The organism is Fulvimarina manganoxydans, from assembly GCF_900176465.1.
Classification (GTDB): Bacteria; Pseudomonadota; Alphaproteobacteria; order Rhizobiales; family Rhizobiaceae; genus Fulvimarina; species Fulvimarina manganoxydans.
The window spans coordinates 99080-115491 of sequence record NZ_FWXR01000011.1 but is presented as its reverse complement, the minus strand read 5'-3'; the positions used below and the strand labels follow the sequence as shown (position 1 = coordinate 115491).

Sequence of the window (16412 nt, the reverse complement as noted above, 5' to 3'; positions counted from 1 at the left end):
GTGAAACGCATCGCCCTCGCCAAGCGGCCGGACTGGCGCGAAAAAGCCGAGGCCGTGGGTTTCGGCTTTCACGAAATGTATGGCGAGCCCTATTGGGTCGACGATGCGGCCTATCTCTTCACCCTCGCCGAGATCGAGGAGGCGATCGAGGACCCGGCCGAGGCGCTTCACGCCCTGTGCCTCGACATCGTCGCCGACGTGGTCCGCGACCCGGCGATGATGACCCGGCTCGCCATTCCGGACGAGATGCAGGATCTCGTTCGCCGTTCGTGGGAGGCGGGCGACAAACCCCTCTATGGCCGTTTCGACTTCGCCTATGACGGCACGGGGCCGGCGAAACTCCTCGAATACAATGCCGATACGCCCACTTCGATCTTCGAGTCGGCCTTCTTTCAATACAACTGGCTGATCGACAATATCGAGGCCGGCGCCCTGCCCGAGGACGCCGATCAGTTCAATTCGATCCAGGAAGCGCTGATCGAGGCCTTCGCCGCCTTCTCCAAGGACGCGATCTTCCATTTCGCCGCTTATACAGAAAGCGACGAGGATCGCGGCACGGCGGCCTATCTGATGGATTGCGCGGTCCAGGCCGGCCACCGCACCGAGCTTCTCGATATCCGCCAGATCGGCGTCGATGCGACAAGCCGCTTCACCGATCTGTCCGATCGCACGATCGATCTCTGCTTCAAGCTCTATCCGTGGGAAGACATGCTGCGCGAGCCTTTCGCCGAGCATCTTTCCCGCGCCGGAACCCAATGGGTCGAGCCGCCCTGGAAGGCGATCCTGTCGAACAAGGGGATCCTGCCCCTCCTCTGGGAGCGGGCGCCCGGCCATCCCAACCTTCTCCCGGCCTATTTCGCCGACGATCCGCGCGCCGGCGAGATGGAAAATGCCGTGAAGAAACCGCTCCATTCGCGCGAGGGCGAGAATGTCACGGTGATCGAGAACGGCGTCGAGACCGAGACGACCGAGGGCGACTATGGCGCGGAAGGGTTCGTCGTCCAGGAGCTGACGCGGCTCTTCGAGACGGACGGCCGCCACGCCGTTCTCGGGGCCTGGATCGTCGGCGAGACGGCCTGCGGCCTCGGCCTTCGCGAGGATACGAGCCGCATCACGCGCAACCTCTCGCGCTTCGTGCCCCATGCGATTGTCGGATGAGAAGTGCGCGTAGGCCGCGCTGAGCGCTTCGATGCGCAACCACGACAGTTCGCAGGCGTCGCAAGCGGTTTGGCATGGGTTCCCGACCCTGTCGGGTCGAGGATGACGAGCGTCCAGGTTGTGTGCGCGGTGGCGGACCATTTCGCAAGATTCGAAGGAGCGCGTGCTTCCAGGCTCACAGGCTGCCAGGCTGGGCTCAAGCCCTGAGGGCCAAAGCGCCAACCATCCCGCTTCGTCATCCTCGGCCCGCCAGGGCTGGGGACCCATGCCAAGCCTTTCATGCCGCTCGAAGGCGGGCGGAAGGGCAATCTCTACCGACCATGTCTCGAGCCCGATCGCGCTCGTTCGCCCCGGCGATCAGGGCGCCCCCTACAACCGCCCCTGAAGCGTGTCGCAGGCGCCGAAGTCGCCGGTCTGATAGCCGCGCTGAAACCATTCGCGTCGCTGATCGGACGTGCCGTGCGTAAAACTGTCGGGCACGACGACGCCCTGGCTGCGCTTTTGCAGCGTGTCGTCGCCGATCTGGAAGGCCGCGTTGAGCGCCTCGTCGATATCGCCCGCCTCCAGATAGTTCGCCTGCCCGATGTCGTGGGCGAAAAGGCCAGCATAGCAATCGGCCTGCAGCTCGACGCGCACGGAAAGGGCGTTCGCCTCGGCTTCGGGCAGAGAGCGACGCGCCTCGTTGAGCTTGGGCAGGACGCCGGTCAGATTCTGGATGTGGTGGCCGACTTCATGAGCGATCACATAGGCCTGGGCAAAATCGCCAGGCGCGCCGAAGCGGGTCTCCAATTCGCGGAAGAAGGCAAGATCGATATAGAGCTTCTGATCGGCTGGGCAGTAGAAGGGGCCCGTCGCCAGACCAGCGAGACCGCAGCCGGAGCGGACCTGATCGTCGAAGAGGACGAGCGTCGGGGCCGGATAGGTTTCGCCCGCCGCCTCGAAACGCCGGGTCCAGACATCCTCGGTATCGGCAAGGACCGTCGCCACGAAATCGTCTGTCTGATCGGCCGTGCCGGCAACGCCCGGCCCAGATTGGCGCGTGTCGACTTGGCTCGTCTGGTAGCTGCCGCCATCGTCCATACCGCTCAAAAGCGCCATCGGATTGATGCCGAAGACGAACCAGCCGATCAGGACGATGATGATCAGGGCGATGCCGCCCCCACCGCCCGCCTTGACGGGAATGCGCAAGCCTCCCGGCCTGCGGCCACCGGAGCTGAACCCGCCGCCGCCATCGCGCCGGTCTTCGATATTGCTCGACTGTCTGCGTCCACGCCAGCGCATGCGCCCTCCATCTTCGACCCGGGCCTCGGCTCCCATCAGGGCGCCATGCCGCATCCTATTGGGTGACGAAGATACAGAGACGACGGCTCTCGACCAGTCTGGCGAGGGCATGAGAGGAGCGATGAGCGCTGGATTGCAGACAATGGGCGCTCGCGTGGAGATTTGGTGAAGCCTGTAAGCCAACCGCCCGGCCCCTTCGGGACCGGGCGGGGCGTTGATTTTGCATCAATGGCCGTCAGCCACGATCGCCGCGATGATGGCGAGGGCCTTCACGATCGCCGCGATGGGGACGTTCACGCTCGCCGCGGCGATGGTCCCGCGCCTCCCGCATCATGGAGCGGACGAGCGTTTGGGCCGTCTGCTTCTGCTCGGCAGTCAGGACGCCATCGAGATTGGTCATGGCGCTCTTCAGGCGTTGCCCGGCTTCGCCTGCGGCGATCGCCCGATCGGCCATCCTGTTGGCGAAGGGAAAGATCGACCCGCCAGCGGCGTTCGAGCCAATCGGCGCCCCGTCCGGGCCATCCGCGGGGGCAACCGCGTCGGCCTCACCGTCCGTCTCGGTGCTCGCGCCCTGCTCGGCTTCGGCACTCGGCATCATTCGCGCGTCGTCCTTGCCGCGCCAGCCGCCAGGTCCGCGCATTGGCGGCTGGACGGCTTCTGAGAAGGCGACCGCCGCGCCGGTGAAGTCACGCCACGGCCCCATCTGCTCCGGCGTGATACCGATACCGGTCTCCAAGGTCGCGAGCCCGGCAGCGACGGCGGCCGGCGACATCATCGGGCCCCGGCCGCCCCGGCGTCCATGATGCTTGCCGCCATGCTTGCCATGATGGCCGTTCCAGGCGTGCCGTTCACCGCCTCTGCGGTTCTCGCCTTCGCGGCCCGCTGGCGAAGCTGCATCGCTCTGAGCGGCGGCGTTCGGCATCTGGGGCGGCGTCGGACTCTGGGAAAACGCGCTGCCCGCGGCGCTCACGGTCAGGACGGCGGCGCTGGCGAGCGCGGCAAAGCCAAGTTTGGCGCGACGGTTCGGTGCATATCTCATGAGACGGTCTCCCTCATCTCGTTGTCGATGCACCAAAACTTAAGGGTCCGATGTTGCCACATGACGGCCGAATGTCGCGTTTCGTTACAGGGCGGGCCCGGTTTTGTTGCGAAACATTGCCAAGCCGGCCTCAGAAACATTGTGCAAAAACTTGCCGCTCGCTCTCCCGCCCGGCTTGAGGCTTCATTTCGCCATGACGACGTTTCAAGAGCCTCAGTGGGAGACGCGACCCGACAAGGTCGCACTCCCGAGATCCGCAGAAGCGCCGGACACTCGCCAAGCCCAAGGGCCTGTCGATGTCGCTCCGCGCTCGCCGACCCATGCGCAGGCTGAGGCTGAGATGGCTCTTCCTCTTATTCTCGTCGTCGACGACGATCCCGAAATCGGCCGGCTTCTCGGCAAATATCTCGAAGGCCAGGGCTTTCGCTGCACGCTCGCGACCGACCGCAAAAGCTGTGAGCAGAAGCTCGCCGATGGCCGGGTTGATCTCGTCGTGCTCGATGTCATGCTGCCTGATGGCTCTGGGCTCGACATCTGCCGCGACCTCAAGGATCGCCGGCCCGAGCTCGCCATCATCCTTCTCACCGCGCTGAAGGAGGATGTCGACCGGATCGTCGGCCTCGAACTCGGCGCCGACGACTATCTCGGCAAACCGTTCAATCCGCGCGAGCTCGCCGCGCGCATACGCGCCGTTCTGCGCCGAACGGGCAATCACGACGCGTTGCCGGCGGCAAGTTCGGGCACGAGCTATGTCTTTGACGGTTTCATCGCCGATCCGGACCGGCGCCAGGTAACGCGGCCCGATGGCGAGACGATCGCCCTGACCGGCGCCGAATTCGACCTCCTGCTGATCTTTTTGGAGCGGCCCGGCCGGGTCTTGTCGCGCGATGTCTTGATGGACCTTCTCCATGGCCGCAATGTCGAGCCCTATGACCGGGCGATCGACGTCACCATGAGCCGACTGCGCCGCAAATTCTCCGATAATGGCGTCTTCAAGATGTTCAAGACGGTCCGCAATGGCGGCTATCAGTTCGCCGTGCCGGTCGAAAAGCGCGGGGGCTGAGCCGTGAGACTGCCGCGCTTCATGCGGTCCTTGCGGGCGCGCATCGCCCTCCTCCTCGTCGGCGCGATCCTCGCGGTGGTGGTTCTTGCCGCCCTCGTCTCGATCCAGATGCTGGAGCGACCGGATCGGTCGAGCTTCCACGAGACTTTCGCGGAGGAGGTGCGCATCGTCGCGACGCTGCTGGGCGAAGATCCAGACGCCGCACGCCGGCTCGGCATCAAGGTCGGCCCGGAGCCGCGCGAAGCGCCCGGCCTTCTAGTGGAAGAGCGCCGGCGCATTTCGCGCCACTTGGCCCGCGAGGGTCTCGACATCCCCTTGCGCATGGTCATCGATGTCGAAGGCCGCGCCCGCCAACTCGCCTTCGAATTTGCCCCCGGCCGCTGGGCCTATCTTCCCTATATCGGCTTGCCGCCGCGCAACTGGCCGGTCTTCGTGGCCTATCTTGCGCTTGTCGTTCTCGGCTCGGCCGCCATCGCCCTCTTCGTCGCCGGCATGATGACGCGGCCCTTCCGGCTCCTGGAACGGGCGATCGCGACGGTCGGGCCGGACGGCCTGCCCGCGCCGCTTCCCGAAACCGGGCCGTTGGAGGTGCGTCAGACCGCGATGGCGCTCAACCGTCTGACCGCCCGGGTCAAGGCCGGTGTCGAAAGCCGGATGCGGCTGGTGGCCGCCGCCGGCCACGATCTGCGAACGCCGATGACACGCATGCGCCTCCGGGCCGAATTCCTGCCGGAAGACGAGCGCGAGACCTGGTTTGCCGATCTCGCCGAGATCGACCGCATCGCCGACAGCGCCATTCGTCTGGTCCGCGAGGAGGTCGATCCCGAACGGAGCGAAAAGGTGGCCCTTCGCGCGCTGATGAGCGAGATCGCGGACGAACTGGCCGAGATCGGCCATGATGCGGCGTTCGAGGAAGCCGGCCCGCCGGATCTCGTCGTTGCGGGGCGCCCCTTGGCCTTGAAGCGCGCGCTGCGCAATCTGATGGAGAACGCCGCCATGCATGGCGGGGCGGCCTGCGCCCATCTCGAGCGAGAAACGGGCGCCGCGATCGTCGTGATCGAGGACGAGGGTCCCGGCATTCCCCCTGAGCTCTTGGACCGAGCCTTCGAGCCCTTCTTCCGCGTCGATCCCGGCCGCCGGCATTCAAAGCCCGGCGCCGGTCTCGGCATGGCGATCGCCAAGGAAATCGTGGAAAAGATGGGCGGCTCGATCACCATCGAAAACCGCCAGCAGGGCGGGTTGAGGCAGACGGTCCGCCTGCCCCTTGCCACCTGATCGCTCGCCTCCGATCAGCTGGTGACGCCGAAGACCTCGGCGCAGCGGCTGAAGCTGAAACCAGCGCCATCGGTGTCGCGCGTCGTGCGGATCGAGGTGATAATGCCGGAGGCGTTGACGCCGATCTGCGCCTCGCAACCGAGACGCTCGGTGCGCTCCGGCGAGACGAGCACCTGGCCCGGCGGGACATAGGTCGACGGGCCGGTCGACATGCCACCCATGGCGATGTTGATGATCGTCGACGGCGAACTGGCCTGGTTCTTCTTTTCCTGTTCGGTCATCATCCGATACTGGGCCGGGATCCGGCGATCGGTATCGCCGCCGCGCCAGGTATAGACTTGGCCACCGTCATTGAGCGGAAAGGCGGTGGCCGGCGGCCCGAATTGGCTGAAGAAGGCGTCGCTCGGCTGGCCGACCCAGCGGCTTTGCAGCGCCTCATTGGCTTCCTGCGTGGTGGTGCAACCGGCCAAAGCGACCGCGGCGATGATGGCCGCAAGGCCCGTGATGCGCGCGAACATGACGTCGATCCCCCTCGAAGTCGAAAATCCCCGAAGAGCCTCATGCGGCGTGCTTCACGCGGCGTCAAGCAGGATCGACAGCCGGCTCATCTGTTCGATCGACAATCAGAGCGTTCGGATGATCGCCCCCCTCAGCCATGGCCGAAGGAGAGATGCCTCAGCTTGGTCGGAACGCTCGCCACCACCTCGTCGGGCACGAAGAAATCGGCCACCGGCTCGCCGCCACCGCTCGGCCCATAGGCCGAGAAGTCGGTGACGCCGGCCTCGCGCAGCACCACCTCGTCGATGAGGAAACGGCCCGTCATCTGGCGGGAGGGCCGGGTCAGGATATGATGCGCGGCATCCGCAACGATCTCCGGGCTCCGGCTCATTTGCGCCATCTGGTCGCCGCCGAGCACGTTGCGGACAGCCGCCGTGTCGATGGCGGTCAGGGGCCAAAGCGAATTGGCGGCGATCCCGTCCTTCTCGAACTCGGCGGCGAGGCCGAGCGTGACGAGCGACATGCCGAATTTCGCCATGGAATAGGCGACATGGGGCGCGAACCACTTCGCCTTCATGTCGAGAGGCGGCGAAAGCGTCAGGATATGCGGGTTGTCGGCCGCCTTCAGATGCGGAATGCAGGTCTTGGAGACGAGGAAAGTGCCGCGCGCATTCACCCCCTGCATCAGGTCGTAGCGCTTCATCTCGGTTTGAAGCGTGCCGGTCAGCTGGATCGCGGAGGCATTGTTGACGACGATGTCGATCCCGCCGAAGCGCTCGACAGCCTTTGCCACGGCGGCCTCGACCTCGGCCTCCTCGCGAATGTCGCAGGTGACGGCGAGCCCCTGGCCACCGGCCTTCTCGATCTCCTCGACCGCCGTATGGATCGTGCCCGGCAGCTTCGGATTCGGCTTGTCGGTCTTGGCGGCGATGACGATATTGGCGCCGTCCTTGGCGGCCCGCAAGGCGATCGCCAGTCCGATGCCCCGCGATCCACCGGAAATGAATAGGGTCTTGCCCTTCAAACTGTCCATAGTCGGTCCCCTCCTGGTTTTGCGTGGCGGGAACATGGAACGCGGCAGGCCGAGCGGCAACAGAAATCGCACAGCCACGTCGAATGCCCCAAAACGACGAGAGCCCGGCGATGGGTGATCGCCGGGCTCTCGTCATATCGGATGGAATTGCTTCGCCGGGAGCGCTGACCTTCAGCGGGCGGCGCTCTCCTCGCAGACCTTCACGTGCTGGGCGAGGGCTTCGAGCGAGAGAATGGCGCTGACGGTCTTGATGTCCCGCTTGGCGAATTTCGGATGGGCCTGAAGCTCGTCCAGGCGCTGCAGGAGTGTGGCTCTGCTCATGTCCGGTTCTCCATGTCTTGGCAGGAACCGCCGGCGGCCGATCCGGTCGCCGGGCGGTGGATCGCAGGCGTGACCGACGCCCTTCCGCGAGAGAAGGCCGTCAGGCCGCGCGCAGGCTCGCGCTCGCCGGGATTTCGATATCCACTTCGAGCGTCGAGACGTTGTCGCCCTTGTCCATCTTCACGCAGACCTTTTCGCCATCCACCTGAATGTGCTTGGCGATAACCTGGATGATCTCCTCGCGGAGGATGGCGACGAGGTCGGAATGACCGACGGTCGCGCGTTCATGGGCGAGAAGGATTTGCAGCCGTTCGCGCGCCGCCGGCGCGCTCGACCGCTTCTGGAAGAAGCTGAAGAGGTTCATGCAGCCCTCCGGCCGAAGAACTTGCCGAACAAGCCGCGCTTTTCGCCAGGAATGGTCATGGGGACCTCTTCGCCGGCGAGGCGACGTGCGGCATTGGTGTAGGCGATGGCGGGCGCCGTATGCGTATCGCAGACGGTGACCGGTGCGCCGAGATTGGACGCGCGCAACACGTCCATGGATTCGGGGATGATGCCGAGCAGCGGGATCGACAGAATCTCGATGACGTCGTCCACCTTCAGCATATCGCCGCGCTCGGCCCGGATCGGGTCGTAGCGGGTCAGGAGAAGATGCTTCTCGATGCGCTCGCCGCGTTCGGCCTTGGCCGTCTTGGCGTCGAGAAGACCGATGATGCGGTCCGAATCGCGAACCGAGGAGACTTCCGGATTGGTCACCACGACCGCGATGTCGGCATGGCGCATGGCGAGCGTCGCGCCCCGCTCGATGCCGGCCGGCGAATCGCAGATGATCCAGTCGAAATCGGCGCGCAGTTCCTCCATGACCCGCTCGACGCCCTCGGCGGTGAGGTTGTCCTTGTCGCGGGTCTGGGAAGCGGGCAGAAGAAACAGCGTCTCGACGCGCTTGTCGCGGATCAGCGCCTGGGTGAGCTTGGCGTCGCCCTGAAGCACGTTGATGAGGTCGAAGACCACCCGCCGCTCGGCACCCATCACCAGATCGAGATTGCGAAGGCCGACGTCAAAATCCACCACGGCGACCTTATCGCCTCGCTGGGCGAGGGCTGCGCCAAGTGCCGCTGTCGAGGTGGTCTTGCCGACGCCTCCCTTGCCCGAGGTCACCACGATCGTCTTTGCCATGTCGTTCTCCTGCTTCCACGGCGTTCATCGCCGGGAGATTGATCTTTAGATGAGGTCCGCCTTGATGGTCTCGCCATCGAGCGAGACGCAGACGGGCTGACCGACGAGACGCCGGTCGATGTCCTCGGCCATCTTGTAGAGCCCGTCGATCGCAACGAGCTCGGCTTCGAGCTTGGAACAGAAGATCCGCGCCTCCGAGTGCCCGACCGAGCCGGCCATGGCTCGTCCCCTCAGGGCGCCATAGACGTGGATGGAGCCGCCCGCGACGATCTCGGCGCCTGACGACACGGCGCCGAGGACGGTGACGTCCCCTTCCGGGAAGATGATCGACTGGCCCGAGCGGACCGGCCGATCGACGATGAGGGATGGCATTGCCCGGACGGGCTCGGAGCGCGTAGCGGCGGGCTTTGCCTCGGCCGGGCGCTCCATGACGCTCGCCTCGCCCGGCTCTGCTTTGCCGGTTGCCGCGACAGGTTCGGGCGTCGTCTCGGCGGGCGGGTCGAAGTCGGCGGCCGGACGCCCGCCCCGCATGGCCGGGGGCATGCCGAGGCCGAGGATCGATGGCCGGGCGCCCTCGATACCCATGATCCGAACGCCCCGCTCGCCGAGCTCCGCGATGAGATCCTTCAGCTGATCCTGGTCGAGATCCAGCCCCTCCACATCGAGCACGATCGGGCGTCCGAGAAAGAAGCCCGTCGAGCGACGCGCCAGGTCGTCGAGACGCGCCAGCCAGTTGTCGAAGGGCAGTTCCGGCGACAGCTGGATCGCCAGGAAGGAGCGTCCCTTCAGCCGGATTGGTCGCGTATCGGTCAAGGTCTCGGTCATATTGCTTAACGGTTCGTTGATCGCGTCATGAAGGCAGGTTCGGGTTGATAAGACGTTAAGGATCGAGGCATGCGCCGGGCTGACGTGTTTTCAGGGGGTTCCGGGGATCTGACAAAAACGTCGTGACTGCGACCGGCCGCGGCTCCCCTGGAGGTTTTGGCGATTGATGTCGACAGTCGGCGGCAAGCACCCACGACTTCTCCCCAGGGGGGAAGATGCGCGAACGGCGGATGAGGGAATAAGCTCAAGCAATATGGGGGTTTGCGCCGATCGGCATAACTCTGATCAAGGCCCCGGCTATCCCTCATCGCCTCCCGGCACTTCTCCCCAAGAGAGAGAAGCCGAAACGTCGCGGGACGCATCCGCGCTTTCAAAGTCTAGCGGTTTGGCCGATCAATCCGGGAAGGACATGCCCGAGACGCCCCCGCGCTCAGCCATTCGCGGCAAGCGCCGGCACCTCGTCCTCCGCCACCTCGCGCGGCAGATAGCGCCACCACAGGGCTTCGTCGCCGAGGGAGGCGATGAAGGCGCGGTGGCGCTCCTTTTCGGCATCGGAGAGGCGCGGTGCGAGCGGGACCTTTCGTGGGCCGACGGAAATCGCCCCCTGCCCGCCGCCTTCGCTCTCCAAGGCATCGGCGGCCGAGACCAGGCCGAGGCTCGACTGGCGACCGCCGATCAGCTCGATATAGACGTCGGCGAGAAGCTCTGAATCGAGAAGCGCGCCATGCTTCTCGCGCCGGCTCGTATCGATCGAGAAGCGCGAGCAGAGCGCGTCGAGCGTGGCCGGAGCCATGGGAAACTTGCGCCGTGCCATGGACAGCGTATCGATGACCACCGAGGGCTCGATCGGCGGTTGGCCGACCCGCTTCAACTCGGCGTTCAGAAAGCCGACGTCGAAGAAGGCGTTATGCGCAATCAGCTTGGCATCGGCGAAGAAAGCGACGAAGTCGTCGACGATCTCGGCAAAGCGCGGCTTGTCGGTGAGAAATTCGTTGGAGATGCCATGGACGTCGAAGGCGGCCGGATCGACCTTCTTGCCGTCCGGATTGACGAAGACATGGAAGGTCTTGCCGGTCGGAATGTGATTCCAGAGTTCGACGCCGCCGATCTCGATCACCCGGTCGAGGCTGTTGTCGAGCCCGGTGGTCTCGGTGTCGAAGACGATCTCGCGCATATCCGCCACCTTCTGCCTGTCTTGCCTGATCCTGCCGTGTCTTGAACCCCGTTCGCACCGCCCGAGGCAAGAGCGGCGGAGCGGCCGAAGGGGCTCGTCCACCGATAAGCGACATTTGTTCCCGCTTCGTTTACGCTTACCCGATCGTCGGCCGGACGCCCGCTCTTCGACGCCCGCGATTGGCGGACTATAACCCGTTCCGGGCGGCTGAATCGACTCGGCCCTCCCTCTTTGCTCGAAGAACGAGGTGGCCAAGGTGAGTGTCGGACTGATCGCGCTTCTCGACGATGTGGCGTCGCTCGCCAAGGTGGCGGCCGCCTCCCTCGACGATATCGCCGGCCAGGCGGCGCGGGCCGGCACCAAGGCGGCCGGCGTCGTCATCGACGATGCCGCTGTCACCCCGCGCTATGTCACCGGCTTCAAGCCCGAGCGCGAACTTCCCATCATTTGGAAGATCACGCTCGGCTCTTTGAAGAACAAGCTGGTCTTCCTTTTGCCGATCGCCCTCCTCCTCGGCGCCTTCGCGCCCTGGGCGATCACCCCGCTCCTCATGCTGGGCGGCCTCTATCTCTGCTATGAGGGTGCCGAAAAGGTCTTCGAGGCGCTGTTTCCGCACAAGGCCCATGCCCATGAGGCCAAGACCGGCGCCAAGCCTGCCGATCCGGCCGCCCTGGAGGCCCAGAAGGTTTCCAGCGCCATCAAGACCGACTTCATTCTCTCCGCCGAGATCATGGCGATCACCCTCTCCACCATTCCGGTCGAGGATTCGATCTGGATGAAGGCAGTGATCCTCGCCGTGGTCGCGATCGGCATTACGGTGGTGGTCTATGGCGGCGTCGCACTGATCGTGAAGGCCGACGATGTGGGTCTTGCGATGGCGAAATCCGGCGGCGGTGCCGTCATCCAGGCGATCGGGCGCGGCCTCGTGGTCGGCATGCCCTACTTCCTGAAAATCCTGGCGATCGTCGGCACCGCCGCGATGATCTGGGTCGGCGGCGGCATCCTTGTCCATGGCATGGCCGAATATGGCTTTGCCGCCCCCGAACACGCCATCGAGGCCGTGGCCGAGAGCGTCGCCCACGCCGTCGAGGCCCTGTCAGGCTTCATCCATTGGCTGGTCTTTGCCGCCGGTTCAGGTGTCGTCGGCCTCGTGGCCGGTCTGATCCTCATCCCGATCGTCGGCAAGGTGATCGCGCCGCTCTGGAACGCCCTCACCGGCGGCACGGCCAAGGCCGGGCATTGAGGAGCAAGGGAGCGGTCGGACCGATCGCCCGGCGCAACCTCAGTATTCCGTCGCGGGTCCGGTGATCAGCGCGGCATTGTCCTCCCATTTCGCGCTGCGGACCTCCGGCGAGGGGCTGGCGCAGGCGGACACGAACAGAAGAGCAGAAAGAGCGGACAGGGCGGCGGCAAGGCGCATCGGATGATCTCCAACGATCAGAACGGATGACGATCTATCGGCTGCCCGTTCGATCTCCGCAAGCTTCGATCGATGGAACTGCCGCCTCTGGCGGATGGAAAAGCGTTCGGCGTAGAGCCTCCTTCGCCCATCTCCGCCAGCCTTCTCGCCCAGAGATCGCCTTTGCAGCCAACCAATGTATACATTAAGACCGACAGGCGGTATGGCGGTGACCGCTGCAAGCGCTCCAGCGGCGCTTCGACCTGATTCTTGACGGAGGCATGTCTCATGAAACTCTTGCGCTATGGACCGAGCGGGCGTGAAAAGCCCGGCCTTCTCGACGCGAATGGCCAGATCCGCGATCTGTCAGCCCTCGTGCCCGATATCGGCGGCGACACCATCTCGCCGGCGGGCCTCAAGCGTCTCTCCGAGATCGATCCGTCCACGCTGCCGGCCGTCGAGGGCAATCCGCGCCTCGGTCCCTGCGTCTCCGGTCTCCAGAAGATCCTGTGCATCGGCCTCAACTATTCGGATCACGCCGCCGAAACCGGCGCGGAGCCGCCGGAGGAGCCGATCGTCTTCGCCAAGGCGCTGAACGCCCTGTGCGGCCCGAATGACGATGTGGAACTGCCGCGCGGGTCCAAGGCGCTGGATTGGGAAGTCGAGCTCGCCGTCATCATCGGCAGCCGCACCAAATATGTCTCCAAGGACGAGGCCATGGACCATGTGGCGGGCTTTGCCGTCATGAACGATATTTCCGAGCGCGACTTCCAGACCAAGCGCTCCGGCCAGTGGACCAAGGGCAAGAGCCACGACACCTTCGGTCCGCTCGGCCCTTGGCTGGTGACCCGGGACGAGGTCGGCGATCCGCACAATCTGGAAATGTGGCTCGACGTGAATGGCGAACGTCGTCAGACCGGCAATTCCAACACGCTGATCTTCGACGTGCCGACCGTCGTCTCCTACCTTTCCCAGTTCATGACCCTGATGCCGGGCGACGTCATCTCGACGGGCACGCCTCCGGGCGTCGGCATGGGCATGAAGCCGCCGGTCTATCTGAAGGAGGGCGACCGGATGACCCTGTCGATCCAGGGTCTCGGCGAGCAGAGCCAGGTGGTCGTTCCGGCCTAAGGCCGGTTCGACACACGCAAGAATAAGCGGCAGGCAAGAGGAGGGCTCGCCCATGGAAATCAAGACCGTCACCCTGATCGGAACGGGCATCATGGGCGCGCCGATGGCCCGCAACATCGCCAAAGCGGGCTTCGAGGTCACCGTGTGGAACCGCACGCGGGACAAGGCCGAGAAGCTCGCCGATGTCGCGACCGTCGCGGACGATCCACGCGACGCGGTCAAGAATGCCGATGCGATCATCACCATGGTCGATAATTCGCCGATCGTGACCGAGATCTATTTCGGCGAGAGAGGCGTCGCGGAGGCCTCCAAGGAGGGTGCGCTCTTCATCGACATGTCGTCGATCCAGCCCTCCGTCGCCCGCGATCATGCCAATGAACTCGAAAGCCGCGGTCGGCGCCATCTCGATGCACCGGTTTCGGGCGGCGAGCGCGGCGCCATCGACGGCAATCTCGCCATCATGGCCGGTGGCAATGCCGACGACTTCCAAACCGCCGAGGCACTTCTCTGCGCCATGGGCCGGCCGACCCATGTGGGCATTCACGGGGCGGGCCAGACCGCCAAGCTCGCCAATCAGGTGATCGTCGCCGTGACCATTGGCGCGGTGTCCGAAGCGATGCTGCTCGCCCAGGAAGGCGGCTGCGATCCGGCCGCCCTGCGCCAGGCGCTGATGGGCGGCTTTGCCACCTCGCGTATTCTGGAGCTTCACGGCGAGCGCATGGTGGAGCGCAATTTCGTGCCCGGCGGGCCGCTTCATCTGCAATTGAAGGACATCGAGAACGCCCTCGAGGTCGCCAAGGTTGCGGGCCTGACCTTGCCGCTGACCGAGAAGACGCGCGACGCCTTCCACGCGCTCGCCCGCGACATGAAGATGGGGCGCCACGACCACTCCGCCTATCTTCTCTGGCTGGAGTCCATCAACGAGGGCAAGCGCCTCGGCTCCGGCCCCACTCAAGAACCCGAAAAGACCGCCTGACGTCCTTCACGTCTTCACGCCCCTTCCCTCATTTTCCCATCGAGGACGCGCCATGACCGACAAGCCGGACCTTCTGCAGATCTCGCCCTTCCCGCCCCATATGGTGGAAGCCCTCGAACAGGACTTCACCATCCACCGCTATTTCGAGGCGGACGACAAGGCCGCGATGCTCGACAAGCTGAAGGACAGCGTCCGCTTCGTGGCGACCGGCGGCCATCATGGCTGTTCGGCCGATGTCATCGCCGCGCTGCCGAAGCTGGAGGTCATCTCCTCCTTCGGCGTCGGGTACGATGCGGTCGATGTGAAGGCGGCGCGCGAACACAATGTGCGCGTCACCAACACGCCCGACGTCCTCAACGATGCCGTCGCCGAACTGACCCTCGGCATGATGCTGGCGCTTTGCCGCCGCATTCCTCAGGCCGATGCCTATGTGCGAGCCGGCGATTGGGTGTCGAAAGGCAATTATCCCCTGACCGCCGAACTCACGGGTAAGCGGGTCGGCATTCTCGGCCTCGGCCGCATCGGCAAGGAGATTGCCCGCCGGGCGCAGGTCTTCAAGATGGAAGTCGTCTATCACGGCCGCACCCATCAGGCGGACGAGCCCTATCCCTTCTATGCCGACCTCACCGAAATGGCCCGCGCCGTCGACTGGCTGGTGGTCATCGCGCCGGGCTCGGCCTCGACCAAGGGGATCGTCTCGCGCGACGTCATGGAAGCGCTCGGCCCCGATGGCTGCCTCGTCAACATGGCGCGCGGCACGTTGATCGACGAGCCGGCCATGGTGGAGCTTCTCAAATCCGGCAAGCTCGGCGGCGCAGCGCTCGACGTCTTCCTGGAAGAGCCGAAAGTGCCGGAAGAGCTTTTTGCCCTCGACAATGTGGTCCTCGCCCCCCACCAGGGCAGCGCGACCCACAAGACGCGCCGGGCCATGGGCGATCTCGTCGTCAAGAATCTGCGCGCCCATCTGAAGGGCGACCCGCTGATCTCGCCGGTGGTTTGAGGTCGGAAGGCTTTATGCCTTGGCATCCCCGGCTCTGTTCTTGCGAGCCGGGGGTGCCCAATGCCCCATCGACATTAACATCTTAAGCCTCAGCGATCTTTGAGCGCGACCGAGCGAAGACGCGCCAAGCTGCGCAGCCCTCACCCTTTGGCCAGACGTAGCGCCACCTCTTTGAAAGCGACGAGCGAGGGCGGCGGGGCGCTGCGCCGGGGCAGAAGCAGGCCCACCCGGCCGGGCTCGCCGACATCACCGGCCTCGTCCTCGATCATCACGACCGTAAGCGGGGCGCCGGAGGCCAGTGAGCGCGCAAGGCGTTCGGGCAGAATGATCGCATGATCGCCGAGCTTGACGAGAGCGGTCAGCGCCAGGATCGAATTGCTGTCGACGGCCGGCGAAATGGTGACGCCAACGGCGGCAAACCGTGTCTCGACGATCGCGCGATTGGTCATGCCCGGCGTCAGAAGACAGGGCTGCAGGGAGGCCGCCTCGCCCCAGTCGACCGAGCGCCGCTTGGCCATCGGATGGCTTTGATGGACGAGGAGACTGGAGCGCTCCTCGACCAAGGGCACATGGTCGAACAGCTCGCTATCGCCCGGCCGCGCATAGCTCAAGCCCGCTTCCAGATCGAGCCGCCCCAGCCCATCAGCAATCTCGCCAGCAGTCTGGGAGAGAATGCGAAAGCGGAGCTTGGGATGCGCCTTCTGGGCGGCCGAGACGAGTTCGGCGGCGAGCGTCAAGGCCGTTGGCACGGCGCCGAGCCGGATCTGCCCGCTTACCTCCCCCGAGGCTCCGTGGACGTCCTCCTTCAGCGCGCGGGTCTCGGCCACGATCCTCAGCGCCCGTTCGTAGATCCGCTCGCCTTCCGGGGTCAGCCCCTGATAGCGCGAGCCGCGCCGCACCAGCGGAGCGCCGAGCTGCTCTTCCAGCGCCCGAATGCCGAAGGAGAGAGTCGGCTGGGTCACGCCGAGGACCTCGGCGGCGCGGCCGAAATGGCGCTCGCGCACGAGGGTGATGAACATTTCGAGCCGATCCTGCATGAGACGGCCTTTCATGAGACGCGATA

At 65.2% G+C, this 16412-nt stretch carries 18 protein-coding genes; 7 read left to right on the top strand and 11 right to left on the bottom strand.

Annotated features, from left to right (window positions below; genetic code table 11):
- Window positions 1–1158: a glutathionylspermidine synthase family protein gene (locus B9A15_RS13130; protein ID WP_084410541.1), complete on the top strand. Its 1158-nt coding sequence runs from the start codon at window positions 1–3 to the stop codon at window positions 1156–1158.
- Between the two features lie 369 nt (window positions 1159–1527).
- Here the strand turns inward: B9A15_RS13130 and ypfJ are convergent, their stop codons facing one another.
- A complete protein-coding gene (gene ypfJ / locus B9A15_RS13125) occupies window positions 1528–2439 on the bottom strand; it encodes a KPN_02809 family neutral zinc metallopeptidase (RefSeq protein WP_084410584.1) in 912 nt (303 codons plus the stop codon).
- Window positions 2440–2674: 235 nt separating this feature from the next.
- A complete protein-coding gene (locus tag B9A15_RS13120; RefSeq protein WP_084410540.1) occupies window positions 2675–3478 on the bottom strand; it encodes a hypothetical protein in 804 nt (267 codons plus the stop codon).
- Window positions 3479–3818: 340 nt separating this feature from the next.
- Here B9A15_RS13120 and B9A15_RS13115 point away from each other — a divergent pair, with 340 nt between their 5' ends.
- The gene (locus B9A15_RS13115; RefSeq protein ID WP_084410583.1) at window positions 3819–4541 is read left to right on the top strand and encodes a response regulator transcription factor; all 723 of its coding nucleotides are present in this window, start codon (window positions 3819–3821) and stop codon (window positions 4539–4541) included.
- Between the two features lie 3 nt (window positions 4542–4544).
- A complete protein-coding gene (locus B9A15_RS13110) occupies window positions 4545–5816 on the top strand; it encodes an ATP-binding protein (protein WP_244556941.1) in 1272 nt (423 codons plus the stop codon).
- A 14-nt stretch (window positions 5817–5830) separates the two neighbouring features.
- On the opposite strand, the gene B9A15_RS13105 is transcribed toward B9A15_RS13110, so the two are convergent.
- From B9A15_RS13105 to dnaQ, 7 genes are all read right to left on the bottom strand, one after another.
- Entirely contained in the window at window positions 5831–6334 is a 504-nt protein-coding gene (locus B9A15_RS13105) for a hypothetical protein (protein WP_084410538.1), read from the bottom strand.
- Between the two features lie 131 nt (window positions 6335–6465).
- Window positions 6466–7347: an SDR family oxidoreductase gene (locus tag B9A15_RS13100; protein WP_084410537.1), complete on the bottom strand. Its 882-nt coding sequence runs from the start codon at window positions 7345–7347 to the stop codon at window positions 6466–6468.
- 171 nt (window positions 7348–7518) lie between these two features.
- The gene (locus B9A15_RS23010; protein WP_170923287.1) at window positions 7519–7668 is read right to left on the bottom strand and encodes a hypothetical protein; all 150 of its coding nucleotides are present in this window, start codon (window positions 7666–7668) and stop codon (window positions 7519–7521) included.
- A 100-nt stretch (window positions 7669–7768) separates the two neighbouring features.
- Window positions 7769–8032 carry a cell division topological specificity factor MinE gene (gene minE / locus B9A15_RS13095; RefSeq protein ID WP_084410536.1) on the bottom strand — a complete coding sequence of 88 codons (264 nt, stop codon included), beginning with the start codon at window positions 8030–8032 and terminating at the stop codon, window positions 7769–7771.
- A complete protein-coding gene (gene minD / locus B9A15_RS13090; RefSeq protein ID WP_084410535.1) occupies window positions 8029–8844 on the bottom strand; it encodes a septum site-determining protein MinD in 816 nt (271 codons plus the stop codon). Before minD ends, minE begins: the two co-directional genes overlap by 4 nt.
- A gap of 45 nt (window positions 8845–8889) precedes the next feature.
- Window positions 8890–9669, bottom strand: coding sequence for a septum site-determining protein MinC (minC, locus tag B9A15_RS13085; RefSeq protein WP_084410534.1), 780 nt, complete (start codon window positions 9667–9669; stop codon window positions 8890–8892).
- A gap of 430 nt (window positions 9670–10099) precedes the next feature.
- Complete coding sequence (gene dnaQ, locus B9A15_RS13080; protein WP_084410533.1) at window positions 10100–10843, bottom strand: DNA polymerase III subunit epsilon; 744 nt, start codon at window positions 10841–10843, stop codon at window positions 10100–10102.
- Between the two features lie 256 nt (window positions 10844–11099).
- Between dnaQ and B9A15_RS13075 the strand changes: the two genes are divergently transcribed.
- A complete protein-coding gene (locus B9A15_RS13075) occupies window positions 11100–12086 on the top strand; it encodes a DUF808 domain-containing protein (RefSeq protein WP_084410582.1) in 987 nt (328 codons plus the stop codon).
- 39 nt (window positions 12087–12125) lie between these two features.
- On the opposite strand, the gene B9A15_RS23005 is transcribed toward B9A15_RS13075, so the two are convergent.
- Window positions 12126–12263: a hypothetical protein gene (locus B9A15_RS23005; protein ID WP_170923286.1), complete on the bottom strand. Its 138-nt coding sequence runs from the start codon at window positions 12261–12263 to the stop codon at window positions 12126–12128.
- Window positions 12264–12530: 267 nt separating this feature from the next.
- Here B9A15_RS23005 and B9A15_RS13070 point away from each other — a divergent pair, with 267 nt between their 5' ends.
- Genes B9A15_RS13070 through B9A15_RS13060 form a run of 3 tightly spaced genes read left to right on the top strand, consistent with a single transcriptional unit; the run spans window position 12531 to window position 15349 of the window.
- On the top strand, window positions 12531–13373 hold the full coding sequence (locus B9A15_RS13070) for a fumarylacetoacetate hydrolase family protein (RefSeq protein WP_084410532.1): 843 nt from the start codon (window positions 12531–12533) through the stop codon (window positions 13371–13373).
- A 22-nt stretch (window positions 13374–13395) separates the two neighbouring features.
- The gene (locus B9A15_RS13065) at window positions 13396–14349 is read left to right on the top strand and encodes an NAD(P)-dependent oxidoreductase (protein WP_280173799.1); all 954 of its coding nucleotides are present in this window, start codon (window positions 13396–13398) and stop codon (window positions 14347–14349) included.
- 52 nt (window positions 14350–14401) lie between these two features.
- Window positions 14402–15349, top strand: a complete 948-nt coding sequence (locus B9A15_RS13060; protein WP_084410530.1) for a 2-hydroxyacid dehydrogenase — start codon at window positions 14402–14404, stop codon at window positions 15347–15349.
- Between the two features lie 140 nt (window positions 15350–15489).
- Here the strand turns inward: B9A15_RS13060 and B9A15_RS13055 are convergent, their stop codons facing one another.
- On the bottom strand, window positions 15490–16386 hold the full coding sequence (locus B9A15_RS13055; protein WP_170923285.1) for a LysR family transcriptional regulator: 897 nt from the start codon (window positions 16384–16386) through the stop codon (window positions 15490–15492).
- Window positions 16387–16412: the final 26 nt, after the last annotated feature.